This window comes from Streptomyces sp. NPDC093221, from assembly GCF_044753885.1.
Taxonomy (GTDB): Bacteria; Actinomycetota; Actinomycetes; order Streptomycetales; family Streptomycetaceae; genus Actinacidiphila.
Window position 1 is genome coordinate 847,636 of sequence record NZ_JBIVOA010000003.1, and the last position, 11,232, is coordinate 858,867.

Sequence of the window (11,232 nt, forward strand, 5' to 3'; positions counted from 1 at the left end):
GGCTAGATCAGGTACTGACAGATGCCGCGCGGCGTGTACTGGCCGTGACCGGCCCGGCCCACGTACGACCGGTCCTCGATCACGGGCACCCCGCGGGACAGCACGGTCTCGACCCGGCCGGTCGTCCGCTTGCCCTCGTAGGCGGAGTAGTCGACGTTCATGTGGTGGGTCTCGGCGGACATGACCTGCTCGGCGTGCGGGTCGTAGATCACCACGTCGGCGTCGGCGCCCGGCGCGATGGTGCCCTTGCGCGGGTAGAGGCCGAACATCCGGGCCGGGGTGGCGCAGGCGATCTCGATCCAGCGGCGGCGGCTGATGTGCCCGTCCACGACGCCTTGGTGGAGGAGGTCCATGCGGTTCTCCACGCCGGGCATGCCGTTGGGGATCTTGGAGAAGTCGCCGACGCCCATGTCCTTCTGCCCGGTGAAGCAGAACGGGCAGTGGTCGGTGGAGACCACCTGGAGGTCGTTGGTGCGCAGGCCCTGCCAGAGCGCGGCCTGGTGCTCGCGGGGGCGCAGCGGCGTACTGCACACGTACTTGGCGCCCTCGAAGCCGGGTTCGGCGAGGTTGTCGGTGGACAGGAACAGGTACTGCGGACAGGTCTCGCCGAAGACGTTGAGGCCCAGGTCGCGGGCGGCGGTGAGTTCGGCGACGGCCTGCTGCGCGGAGACGTGCACGATGTAGAGCGGGGCGCCGGCGACGCGGGCGAGCTGGATGGCGCGGTGGGTGGCCTCGGCCTCCAGCAGGGCGTGCCTGACCTCGCCGTGGTAGCGCGGGTCGGTCTTCCCCGCTTCGAGGGCCTGCTGGACGAGGACGTCGATCGCGATGCCGTTCTCGGCGTGCATCATCGTCAGGCCGCCGTTGCCCGCGGCGCGCTGCATGGCGCGCAGGATCTGCCCGTCGTCGCTGTAGAAGACGCCGGGGTAGGCCATGAACATCTTGAAGCTGGTCACGCCCTCCTCGACCAGGATGTCCATCTCCTTGAGCGAGTGCTCGTTCACGTCGGAGACGATCATGTGGAAGGCGTAGTCGATCGCGCACTGCGCGTCGGCCTTGGCGTGCCAGGCGTCGAGCCCGGAGCGGAGCGACGCGCCGACGCCCTGGATGGCGAAGTCGACGATGGTGGTGGTGCCGCCCCAGGCTGCGGCGCGGGTGCCGGTCTCGAAGGTGTCGGAGGCGGTGGTGCCGCCGAACGGCATCTCCATGTGGGTGTGCCCGTCGACGCCGCCGGGGATGACGTATTTCCCGGTGGCGTCGATGACGGTGTCGGCGGTCCAGCCCGCCGCGGTGTCGCTGTCGTGGGCGGCGAGGGCGGCGATCCTGCCGCCCTCGATCAGGACGTCGGCGTGCATCTCGTCGGCGGCGGTGATGACGAGGCCGCCGCGGATCACGGTACGGGTCGCGGTCACTGCGCGGTCCCTCCTTCGGATTCGCCCGGTGCCTGGTCCGCGAGTTCGCTCTGCGCCTGTTTCAGGGCCGCCTCCAGCAGGTCGGCGCCCTCCTCGGCCTCGGCGACGGTGAGCGAGAGCGGCGGGGCGATCCGCAGGACGTTCCCCGCGAGGCCGCCCTTGCCGATCAGCAGTCCGTGCGCGCGGGCCGCTTCGAGGACGGCGGAGGCCGCCGCGGGGGACGGGGTGTCGGTGCCCGGCTCGACCAGTTCGACGCCGAGCATCAGGCCGCGTCCGCGCACCTCGCGGACGATGCCCAGGCCCGCGGAGACGGCGGTGAGGCGGGCCTTGAGCAGGCCGCCGACCCGGCGGGCGTTGCCCTGGAGGTCGTGGTCGAGGAGGTAGGTGAGATTCGCCAGCGCTCCCGCGGTGGTGATCGGGCTGCCGCCGAAGGTGGAGATGGAGTTGGCGTTCAGGCAGTTCATCACGTCGGCGCGGGCCACCACGCCGCCCATGGACATGCCGTTGCCGATGCCCTTGGCGAAGGTGAGGATGTCGGGCGCGCCGGAGCCGCTGTGCGCCTGCCAGCCCCAGAAGTTGTCGCCGGTACGGCCCCAGCCGGTCTGCACCTCGTCGGTGATCCACAGGATGCCGTGCCGGTCCAGGACCCGCTTGAAGGCGGCGAGCAGCCCGTCGGGGCCCGAGGTGAAGCCGCCGACGCCCTGGACGGGTTCGGCGATGAGCGCGGCGACCGTGCCGTTCGCCTGGCCGAGGATGTCCTCCAGGTCCGCGACGCACGCGGCGGTGAACTCGGCGTCCGTCAGATGCGCGTACGGCCCGCGGCTGCGCACCCCGCCGTGCACGTACAGCGTCTGGAGCGGGGACAGGCTGGTCGGCGACCAGGCGCTGTTGCCGGTGATGCCGATCGAGGTGAAGGAGCGGCCGTGGTAGCTGTTGCGCAGCGCCAGCACCTGGTTGGAGCGGCGGTAGGCGGTGGCCAGCAGCAGGGCCGTGTCGTTGGCCTCGGTGCCGGAGGTGGTGAAGAAGACCCGGGCGTCGGGGATGCCGGACAGCCGGGCGATCCGCTCGGCCAGCTCCACGGCCTGGCGGCTGAGGTAGAGCGTCGAGGAGTGCAGGATCTTCCCGGCCTGCTCGGCGACGGCGGCGGTGACCTCGGGCAGCGCGTGCGCGGTCATCGTGGTGAGGATGCCGCCGAAGAAGTCCAGGTAGCGGTTGCCCTCGGCGTCCCAGACGTGGCGGCCCTCACCGTGCGTCAGCTCGATCGGCCGGGCGTAGTACGTGGCCAGCCAGTCGGGCAGGACGGCGCGGTGGCGGGCGTGCAGCGCGGCGTGCGCGCTCTCGGTCGCGGTGGCCATCGCTCAGCCCTCCGTCAGGTCGCCGTAGGCGTCGGGCCTGCGGTCGCGGTAGAAGGCCCAGGTCTGCCGGACCTCGTCGATCAGGTCCAGGTCCAGGTCGCGGACCAGCAGTTCCTCCTTGGTGTCGGAGGCGGTGCCCTCCACGAACTGGCCGCGCGGGTCGACGAAGTAGCTGGTGCCGTAGAAGTCGTTGTCGCCGTACTCCTCGCGGCCGACCCGGTTGATCGCGGCGATGAAGTACTCGTTGGCGACGGCCGCCGCGGGCTGCTCCAGCTTCCACAGGTACGCTGACAGGCCGCGGCTGGTGGCCGACGGGTTGTAGACGATCTGGGCGCCCGCGAGGCCCAGGGCGCGCCAGCCCTCGGGGAAGTGGCGGTCGTAGCAGATGTAGACGCCGATCCGGCCGACGGCGGTCTCGAAGACCGGCCAGCCGAGGTTGCCCGGCTTGAAGTAGTACTTCTCCCAGAAGCCGTTGACCTGCGGGATGTGGTGCTTGCGGTACTTGCCGAGGACGGTGCCGTCCGCGTCGATCACGGCCGCGGTGTTGTAGTAGACGCCGGGCTGCTCGATCTCGAAGACCGGCACGACGATGACCATGCCGGTCTCGCGGGCCAGCGCCCGCATCCGCTGGACGGTCGGCCCGTCGGGGACGGGCTCCGCCCACCGGTAGTGCTCGGCCTCCTGGACCTGGCAGAAGTAGGGGGCGTTGAACACCTCCTGGAAGCCGATCACCTTCGCGCCCTGCGCGGCGGCGGCCCGGGCGTGTTCCTCGTGCTTCGCGATCATCGACTCCGTATCGCCGGTCCAGGTGGCCTGGACGAGCGCGGCACGCACGACATTGCTCATGAGCAGCTCCTCAGACGTGGCAGCTTCACGCCGGTAGTCCCGTTCTACGCCCGTAGATCCCAGCCGTGGGGAAGAACGTAGAAGCGCCCTACCCACTGTGGCAAGACCGCTACCGTTACCGGGCGAAGACGATCACGTTTCCCCCTCGGGGAACCCGTTCGGCGGCGCGCGCCCGCGTCACCCGCCCGGCAGGCCCGCCCGGCGCAGGGCGGCCACGATGTCGCGGCGGCGGGACTTGGAGACGGCTTCCGCGGCGTCCAGGACGGGAACGGCCAGGCCGGGGCGGGCTCTGACCACGGCGGCGGCGTCCTCGGGCGGACGCGCCCGGGCGAGCGTCCGCAGGAGTTCGCCCGCCTCCTCGTGGCGCCCCGCGTCGGCCAGGTCGCCCGCGATCGTGGCCAGGTCGGCGGGCGGGCGCGACGCGGCCTGGTGCAGAAGCGTGCGGCAGTCGCCGGTACGGCCCGCGGCGGCCAGTTCAGAGGCGGCGGCGGCCAGCGGGGCGCCGGGCAGCGCGGCGACCTCCCAGAGCAGGGTGGCCACGTCGGCGGCCAGTTCGGTGCGCTCCAACTCCCTGAGCAGGTAGGGCAGTCGGGGCGCCGGGCCTTCCGCCGCCTCGCAGATGACGACGTAGGCGGCGCCGCTCTGGCCGGTACGGCGCAGTTCGCCGAGGCGCGCGGCCTCCTGCCGCGCCTCGGCCAGCCAGCGCGGGTCGAGGGTGGGCCGCGCCTGGCGCGGTTCCGCGCTCTCCGGGGCGCCGGCGAAGCGCGCGCCGCGCGGGGTGGCGCGTACGGGTCCCTGGGCAGTCGCCTGCGGGGCCGGGGCGGCGGGGGCGCCCGCGAAACGCGCGCCGCGCGGCACCGACCGCTCCAGGGGCGTTTCCTCGGCGCCCGCCGCCTCCTCGAAGGCCCCGGCGAAGCGTGCGCCGCGCGGGCGGGAGGCGCCCTTGGTGCGCGCGCCGGTCGCCTTGGCGGGCCGCGGTCGCGCGGCTTCCTCGGGGCGGGGGTCGCGGGCCCAGGAGGCGGTACGGGCGGCGGGCGCGGCAGGGTCGCGCTCAGGGGGCGAGGAGGGCTGGGCGGCGGGGTCGCGCTCGGCGGGCGGGGAGGGCTGGGCGGCGGGATGCCGCTCGGCGGGCGGGGAGGGCTGGGCGGCGGGATGCCGCTCGGGCGTCTGGCGGAACCAGTCGGCGGCCGGGGGCGCGGCGAAGGCGGCCAGCCGGGCGCGGAGTTCGTCGCAGCGGGCGGCGGCCCGCTCACGGTCGTCGCGGGCCCAGGCGAGGATGTTGGCGAGCCGGGCGGTGGCGGCTCCCGCCGGGTCGGCGGGGGCCTGGTCGAGGGCGCGGGCCGCCTCGCGCTCGCGCAGCAGCGCCATGTCACGGGCCCGCGAGGTCACTTCGAGCCGGAGGCGGAGCGCGCTCTCCGCGCCGGGCGCGGCGTCCCACTCCGCGACGGCGGCGCGGTGCAGGACCCGGGCACGGGACACCTCCGCCTCGTCGAGCGGCGCCCGCACGGCGGCGGCCAGATCGTGCAGGACGGCCCCGACGACGTCCCAGGGCGGTATGTCCGCGCCGCCCTCGTAGGCGTGCGCGGCCTCCGGCTCACGCCCCGCGAACACCCCGTACCAGCCGGGACGGTCCCCGAGCGCCGCCACCATCGACCGGAAGTAGAACGTGAACTCCGTTGCCGCACCGGCCAGTTCCGTTGTCATCACACCCTCGCATCCGCCGCCCCCGCTCCCCGCGCCCGGTGGGCATTCGACACCCACAGTGTTACGGCGCTGCTACGGGGAGTTTTCAACGGCGGACGATTTCGACAGTCAAACTTGCAAGTTTTCCTGTCGAGGTCGTACGGTGCAACCATGCCCACTCAGGACCAGGCGCGGGTCGCCGACGAGCTGACCACGGTGATCGCGCAGCTCCAGCGCCGGTTGCGCACCGCGTCGGCCTCGGCGCAGGGCGCGCTCACGCCCTCGCAGGTCTCGGTGCTGGGGCGGATCGGCAGCGAGGGTCCGGCGACCACCGCCGCCCTGGCCCGCGCCGAGATCGTCCGGCCGCAGTCCATGCGGATGACGCTCGCGGCCCTGGAGGAACGCGGCCTCGTCGCCCGCTCGCCGCACCCCACCGACGGCCGTCAGGTCGTCTTCTCCCTCACCGAGGCAGGGGTCCGGCTGCGCGGCACCGGCCGCCGGGCCCGGCGCGGCTGGCTCGCCGAGGCGATCGGCACCCAGTTGTCCACCGAGGACCAGCGGCGGCTGACCGAGGCGCTCGGCATCCTCCAGCGCCTGGTCAAGGCGTGACCGCACAGCCACGACCCCGCGACCCGAACAGCACGGCAACACCGTTCACCGCACAGGGAGTTACCCGCATGACCGCCACGACGATCGACCCCCGCACCGCCCTTGTCGTCATCGACCTCCAGCGCGGCATCGTCGCGCTGCCCACCGCGCACCCGGCCCGCGAGGTCGTCGCGCGCGCCGCGAAGCTGGCCGCCGCCTTCCGCGAGCGCGGGCTGCCGGTCGTGCTGGTGAACGTGGCCGGGGGCCCGCCAGGACGCAACGAGGGCCCGGCCATGAGCGGTTCGCTGCCCGCCGACTGGACGGAGCTGGTGGACGAACTGGATGTCCAGGACGGCGACATCAGGATCACCAAGCTCCAGTGGGGCGCCTTCCACGGCACCGCGCTCGACCTGGAGCTGCGCCGCCGCGGGGTCACGCAGATCGTACTGGCCGGCATATCGACCAGCATCGGCGTCGAGTCCACCGCCCGCGCGGCCCACGAACACGGCTACCACGTGACGGTCGCCGCCGACGCGGTGACCGACACCGACGCCGAGTCGCACGCGCACGCGTTCGCCAAGATCTTCCCGCGGCTGGCCGAGACGGCGGGCACGGACGAGATCATCGCCCTGCTGCCCGCCGCCCCGGCCGCCTGAGCGGAGTAGCCGCGTCGAGGCAGGTCAGCGCGTGGGAACCACCACCAGCGCCGAGCCGCCGCCGCGCCGTACCGGCTCCGCCGCGGCCAACCACCGGCCGTCGGGGAGCCGTTGCACACCGGTGGCGGCGCCGATCTCCGGATTCTGCGTGAAGTGCTGCCCGAGGGCTTCGAGTTGGGCCTTGAGCGGGCTGTTCCACAGGGCCGGTTCGAGTTCGGTCGCCGCCGCGTTGCGCTGGCTGGCTCGCGGCGCGGCGATGGCGTCCACCAACGGCAGGCCCCGGTCGACGTGTTCGGTGAGCACCTGGAGCACGGTGGTGATGATGGTCGCGCCGCCGGGCGAGCCGACCGCGAAGTCCACCCGGCCGTTCTTCAGCACGATCGTCGGCGAGATCGACGAGCGGGGCCGCTTTCCGGGCCCCGGCAGGTTCGGGTCGTGCACGGCCGGGCTTGCGGGCACGAAGGAGAAGTCCGTCAGCTCGTTGTTGAGCAGGAAGCCGCGGCCGGGGACCGTGATCGCGCTGCCGCCGGTCTGCTCGATGGTGAGGGTGTAGGCGACGACGTTGCCCCACTTGTCGGCCACCGTCAGGTGCGTGGTGTTCTCGCCCTCGTAGGTGGTCGGCGCGGCCTTGCCGGTGGCGGCGCACGGGGTGGGGTGCGCCGGGTCGCCGGGCGGGAGCGGGCTGGTGAGCGCCGCGTCGTCCTTGATCAGGCAGGCCCGCGAGGCGGCGAAGCCCTTGGAGAGCAGCCCCGCGGTCGGCACCTGCTCGAACGCCGGGTCGCCGACCCAGCGGCCCCGGTCGGCGAAGGCGATCCGGCTGGCCTCGATGTAGTGGTGCAGATACTGCGCCTGGCCGGCGTGCGCCAGGTCGGTGTGCTCCAGGATGTTCAGCGCCTCGGCCACCGTGGTCCCGCCGGACGACGAGGGCGCGGGCCCGTACACGTCGAGGCCGCGGTAGGTCGTGTGCGTCGGCGCCTGGGTCTTGGCGTGGTAGGCGGCAAGATCCGCGGCGGTCAGGTCACCGGTGCGCACCACGCGGGTGGACGCCGGGTCGACCGGGGGTTTGCGTACGGTCCTGACGATGTCCGCGCCAATGTCGCCGCGGTAGATCGCGTTGATCCCCTTGCGGCCCAACTCCTTGTACGTGGCCGCCAGTTGGGGGTTGCGCAGGGTGGAGCCGACCGCCGGGGGCTGTCCGCCGGGCAGGAAGAGCGCGGCGGTGGCGGGGAAGTCCTTGAAGCGGTCCTGGTTCGCCGCGGTCTGGGAGTTGAAGGTCGCGTCCACGGTGAAGCCGTCGCGGGCGATCCGCTCCGCGGGCTTGAGGACGTCGCCGAGCGAGCGGCTGCCCCAGGAGTCCAGGGCGGTCTGCCAGGTGGCGGCGGTGCCGGGCACGCCGACACTGCGCCCGCTGGTGACCGCGTCGGCGAAGGCGAGCGGCTGGCCGTTCTCGACGAAGAGCTGGTCGGTGGCGCTGCGCGGGGCGGTCTCGCGGCCGTCGATGGTGGAGACCTTGTGCTGCCGCGCGTCGTAGTAGACGAAGTAGCCGCCTCCGCCGATGCCCGAGGAGTACGGCTCGGTCACGCCGAGGGCGGCGGCGGTGGCGACGGCCGCGTCCACGGCGTTGCCGCCGCGCCGCAGCACCTCGATGCCGGCGGCCGACGCGTCGGCGTCCACGCTGGCGACCGCTCCCCCGTAGCCGACGGCCAGCGGGGTCTTGGCGGTGGAGCCGGGCGGATGCGCGGGGCCGCCGTGCCGGGCGGGCGCCGCGGCGGTGACCGCCGCCACGGCCGCGGTGACGGCGAGCGCGGCGACCGCGCGGACGGCGGTCCTGCGGACGCGGGACCCGCGGACGGCCGTACGGGACGCGCCCGGACCGCCTTCTGGACCGCCTCCCGGACCGCCGTCCGGTCCGCTGTCAGAACGCGTGCCCGCGGCCCTGCCCCGGGCGCCGCCGGGGCTGCCGCCCGGGCCGCTACGGAGACCGGTGTCGCCACCACTGCTGTCACTTGTGCGTCGCATTGCGGAGTCCTCCACTCAACGGGCGTCCCGGAAGCGTAACTTCACCTCTCCTGTCCCGTCAGGACCGCGTATCCCCGCGGTGGGTCGAACACCGCTACGATGCCGCGCCATGAGCGACGACCTCCGCAATCTCGTCCTGGGCCTGGTGGCCCTCGCCATCGGCGCCGCCCTGGGCTGGTTCGCGCGCACCTACTTGCTCAGCCGCAGGCTCCAGCGCAAGCAGCGCTTCTTCGGCCTGCCGAAGGACTCCGAGTGCCTGCTGGTGGTGCCGCGCGACCCCGGCTCGCGGGGCTGGAGCCTGGCCAGGCACGACGCCTTCGCGCTGCTGGAGCTGGCCGCGGTGATCAAGGAGTGCGGGGCGCACGCCGAGGTGCTGGCGCACGACACGGCCTGGCAGGGCTTCGGCGCGCGCACCGAATTCTGCATAGGCGGCCCGGCCGCCAACCTCCGGCTGGCCGCGCATCTGCGCTCGATGCTGCCGGGCGTCGAGATCGACACCGACCCGGCGCCGGGGCCCGAGCAGGGCGCGATCAGCGTCGGCGGCGAGACGTACCTGATGGAGAAGGGCGCCGTCGAGTACGTGCTGCTGGCCCGGCTGGCCGCAGCCCGCGACTCGGGCAACGACCGCCCGGTCTTCCTCTCCTCCGGCCAGCGCGGCATCGCCAACCAGGCCGCCGTCCGCTATCTGGCCAGGCACCAGGTGCGGCTGGCCCGCAAGCACGGCGCCGACGCGACCTTCTGCCTGCTGCTGAAGGTGGTCAATTCGCAGGCGTACGGCTCCGACGTGGTGGAGCTGGTCGCGGACGTCACCAAGGCCGCGACGACGGCGCCGAAGGCGCCCAAGGGCGGCAAGGTCATCCCGCCAGACCGATCACCAGCCACATGAGGGACGCTCCGCCGACCGTGCACAGCAGCGTCGAGGTCGACGGGTGCGGGCTGTGCGCCTCGGGGAGGATGTCCGAGGTCGCCAGGTAGAGCAGGAAACCGGCGAAGAAGCCGAGGTAGAGGCCGAGGACACCGGCCGGGATGGTGAAGGCGAGAGTGACCGCGGCGCCCGCCACCGGCGCCAGCGCGTCGGCGCCGAGCAGCAGCCGCGCCCTGCTGTGGTCGTTCCCGTACATCCGGGTGATCGTGTACGTGTTGAAGCCGTCCGCGAAGTCGTGCGAGACGACCGCGATGGCCACCACGATGCCGACGGTGCTGCCCGCCTGGAAGGCCGCGCCGATCGCGAAGCCGTCCATGACGCTGTGCCCGACGAGCGCGGCGCCCGCGGTGAGGCCGATGCCCTTGACCGGGGCGTGGGCGTGCCCGTGGCCGTGCGCGTGCGGCGCGTACTCGCCCTCGTGCGCCCGGTGGATCGCCACCGAGCGCTCGACGATGTGCAGGGCCAGGAAGCCGGCGACGAACATCAGCAGCGCGGCGGGGACGCCGAAGACGTCCCGCGGCTGCATGTCCAGCGCCTCGGGCAGCAGGTCGAAGCCGACGACGCCCAGCATCAGACCGGCCGCGAGGCCGAGGACGAGGTGCCTGCGGTCGCCGATGCGCTGGGCGACGAACCCGCCCACCAAGGTCATCGCGAACGCGCACGCGGCTATCAGGACCGGCATGAGGTCATGATCCATGACGCCCGGCGCGCCCGCGACTCAGGGGTACCCCTGAGCCTTACCGACCGTGACCGACGCGGTGTCCCGTCCCGACCGTCCTCAGCACCGCCCGGGCCATCGACTGCTCGCCCTTGGCGTTCGGGTGCGCGGGCGCGGCGGGTGACGCCGGGGCCAGCGGCTCGATCCAGCGGTCGGCGGGCGCCTTGCACATGTCGTGCCCGACGGTCGGCTTGTACGTGTCGACGTAGCGCGCCCCGCCGAGCAGCGCCTCGACCCGCAGCATCGCGTTGAGCTTCTTCTCCACGTCCCTCAGATACGGGAAGTCCCCGGCCGCGAAGGGCACGGACGGGAAGCAGCCCACGCCGTCGTCGGGCAGCAGGTCGGGGTAGCCGACCAGGACGACCTCCGCGTGCGGCGCCCTGCTGTGGACCGCGCGCAGCACCTGGGCGATCTTGGGGGCCGTCTTGAGGATGGTCACGGTGAGCTGGTCGACGCCCGTGGCCCGGTAGTGGTCCTTGCACGGGCTGCCCGTGACGTCGGTGACGCTCAGCCCCGCGCAGGTGGCGATGATCGGGCCGAAGCCGACGTCGTTGCCGCCGATCTGCACGGTGACCAGCGTCGTGTCCCGGTGGACGGCGTCGAGCTGCGGGCCGTTGGTGCCCTGCGGCTTCCACATCTCGGCGGTGGTGGCGCCGCCGCAACTCACGTCGGTGAACGACGCGAAGGCGTTCGCGTCGTTCACCAGCGACGGGTAATTGCGGTCGGAGCGCGCGCAGTTGGCGTCGACCTGGGTGGGGATGGCCGGGCCTGAGGTGTACGAGTCCCCGAGCGCGACGTAGTGGACGGCCGGTGCCGGGTGCCCGTGCCAGGGCGGGCGGCCTCCTGAGTGGGCCGCCGCGGGCGAGACGGTGGCGGCGGTGAGCGCGAGCGCCCCGCCGAGGGCCGCGGCCACGGTGACGGCGGTGCGCCTGCCGGACGTCCTGCCCCGTACGCTCCCGGTTTCGGTGTCCTTGTCGCCCGCGGTGCCGTTTCCGCTGCCCAGACCTGCGGCCATCGAGCCCTCCCCTGGTGT

10 protein-coding genes are annotated in these 11,232 nt (G+C 73.4%); 3 read left to right on the forward strand and 7 right to left on the reverse strand.

Annotation, left to right across the window (positions count from 1 at the left end; translation table 11 throughout):
* Window positions 1-2: 2 nt before the first annotated feature.
* The 4 genes from hydA to ACIQCJ_RS15610 form a co-directional block, all read right to left on the reverse strand.
* Complete coding sequence (hydA, locus tag ACIQCJ_RS15595; RefSeq protein ID WP_355339110.1) at window positions 3-1,409, reverse strand: dihydropyrimidinase; 1,407 nt, start codon at window positions 1,407-1,409, stop codon at window positions 3-5.
* Window positions 1,406-2,764, reverse strand: a complete 1,359-nt coding sequence (locus ACIQCJ_RS15600) for an aspartate aminotransferase family protein (RefSeq protein ID WP_355339107.1) — start codon at window positions 2,762-2,764, stop codon at window positions 1,406-1,408. Before ACIQCJ_RS15600 ends, hydA begins: the two co-directional genes overlap by 4 nt.
* A gap of 3 nt (window positions 2,765-2,767) precedes the next feature.
* The gene (locus tag ACIQCJ_RS15605; RefSeq protein ID WP_355339104.1) at window positions 2,768-3,610 is read right to left on the reverse strand and encodes a nitrilase-related carbon-nitrogen hydrolase; all 843 of its coding nucleotides are present in this window, start codon (window positions 3,608-3,610) and stop codon (window positions 2,768-2,770) included.
* A 177-nt stretch (window positions 3,611-3,787) separates the two neighbouring features.
* On the reverse strand, window positions 3,788-5,314 hold the full coding sequence (locus ACIQCJ_RS15610; protein WP_402711629.1) for a hypothetical protein: 1,527 nt from the start codon (window positions 5,312-5,314) through the stop codon (window positions 3,788-3,790).
* 150 nt (window positions 5,315-5,464) lie between these two features.
* Here ACIQCJ_RS15610 and ACIQCJ_RS15615 point away from each other — a divergent pair, with 150 nt between their 5' ends.
* Complete coding sequence (locus ACIQCJ_RS15615; RefSeq protein ID WP_402711630.1) at window positions 5,465-5,902, forward strand: MarR family winged helix-turn-helix transcriptional regulator; 438 nt, start codon at window positions 5,465-5,467, stop codon at window positions 5,900-5,902.
* A 68-nt stretch (window positions 5,903-5,970) separates the two neighbouring features.
* The gene (locus ACIQCJ_RS15620) at window positions 5,971-6,537 is read left to right on the forward strand and encodes an isochorismatase family protein (protein WP_402711631.1); all 567 of its coding nucleotides are present in this window, start codon (window positions 5,971-5,973) and stop codon (window positions 6,535-6,537) included.
* Window positions 6,538-6,561: 24 nt separating this feature from the next.
* Here ACIQCJ_RS15620 and ggt read toward each other — a convergent pair whose 3' ends face one another.
* Window positions 6,562-8,556, reverse strand: a complete 1,995-nt coding sequence (gene ggt / locus ACIQCJ_RS15625) for a gamma-glutamyltransferase (RefSeq protein ID WP_402711632.1) — start codon at window positions 8,554-8,556, stop codon at window positions 6,562-6,564.
* Window positions 8,557-8,665: 109 nt separating this feature from the next.
* On the opposite strand from ggt, the gene ACIQCJ_RS15630 reads away from it, so the two are divergent.
* Window positions 8,666-9,442 (forward strand): hypothetical protein, encoded by a 777-nt coding sequence (locus ACIQCJ_RS15630; protein WP_391049520.1) that lies wholly within the window; start codon window positions 8,666-8,668, stop codon window positions 9,440-9,442.
* Here ACIQCJ_RS15630 and ACIQCJ_RS15635 read toward each other — a convergent pair.
* Together ACIQCJ_RS15635 and ACIQCJ_RS15640 are read right to left on the reverse strand one after the other, a co-directional pair.
* The gene (locus ACIQCJ_RS15635) at window positions 9,411-10,163 is read right to left on the reverse strand and encodes a ZIP family metal transporter (RefSeq protein ID WP_355339086.1); all 753 of its coding nucleotides are present in this window, start codon (window positions 10,161-10,163) and stop codon (window positions 9,411-9,413) included. The two genes, ACIQCJ_RS15630 and ACIQCJ_RS15635, sit on opposite strands and share 32 nt — an antisense overlap.
* Before the next feature lie 55 nt (window positions 10,164-10,218).
* Window positions 10,219-11,214, reverse strand: coding sequence for an SGNH/GDSL hydrolase family protein (locus ACIQCJ_RS15640; RefSeq protein WP_402711633.1), 996 nt, complete (start codon window positions 11,212-11,214; stop codon window positions 10,219-10,221).
* Between the last annotated feature and the right edge of the window lie 18 nt (window positions 11,215-11,232).

What these genes read in the sequence shown, in the direction of transcription:
- ACIQCJ_RS15600 (WP_355339107.1), bottom strand. Translation starts at nt 2,764, where the DNA reads ATGGCCACCGCGACCGAGAGCGCGCACGCCGCGCTGCACGCCCGCCAC.
- ACIQCJ_RS15605 (WP_355339104.1), bottom strand. Translation starts at nt 3,610, where the DNA reads ATGAGCAATGTCGTGCGTGCCGCGCTCGTCCAGGCCACCTGGACCGGC.
- ACIQCJ_RS15610 (WP_402711629.1), bottom strand. Translation starts at nt 5,314, where the DNA reads ATGACAACGGAACTGGCCGGTGCGGCAACGGAGTTCACGTTCTACTTC.
- ACIQCJ_RS15615 (WP_402711630.1), top strand. Translation starts at nt 5,465, where the DNA reads ATGCCCACTCAGGACCAGGCGCGGGTCGCCGACGAGCTGACCACGGTG.
- ACIQCJ_RS15620 (WP_402711631.1), top strand. Translation starts at nt 5,971, where the DNA reads ATGACCGCCACGACGATCGACCCCCGCACCGCCCTTGTCGTCATCGAC.
- ggt (WP_402711632.1), bottom strand. Translation starts at nt 8,556, where the DNA reads ATGCGACGCACAAGTGACAGCAGTGGTGGCGACACCGGTCTCCGTAGC.
- ACIQCJ_RS15630 (WP_391049520.1), top strand. Translation starts at nt 8,666, where the DNA reads ATGAGCGACGACCTCCGCAATCTCGTCCTGGGCCTGGTGGCCCTCGCC.
- ACIQCJ_RS15635 (WP_355339086.1), bottom strand. Translation starts at nt 10,163, where the DNA reads ATGCCGGTCCTGATAGCCGCGTGCGCGTTCGCGATGACCTTGGTGGGC.
- ACIQCJ_RS15640 (WP_402711633.1), bottom strand. Translation starts at nt 11,214, where the DNA reads ATGGCCGCAGGTCTGGGCAGCGGAAACGGCACCGCGGGCGACAAGGAC.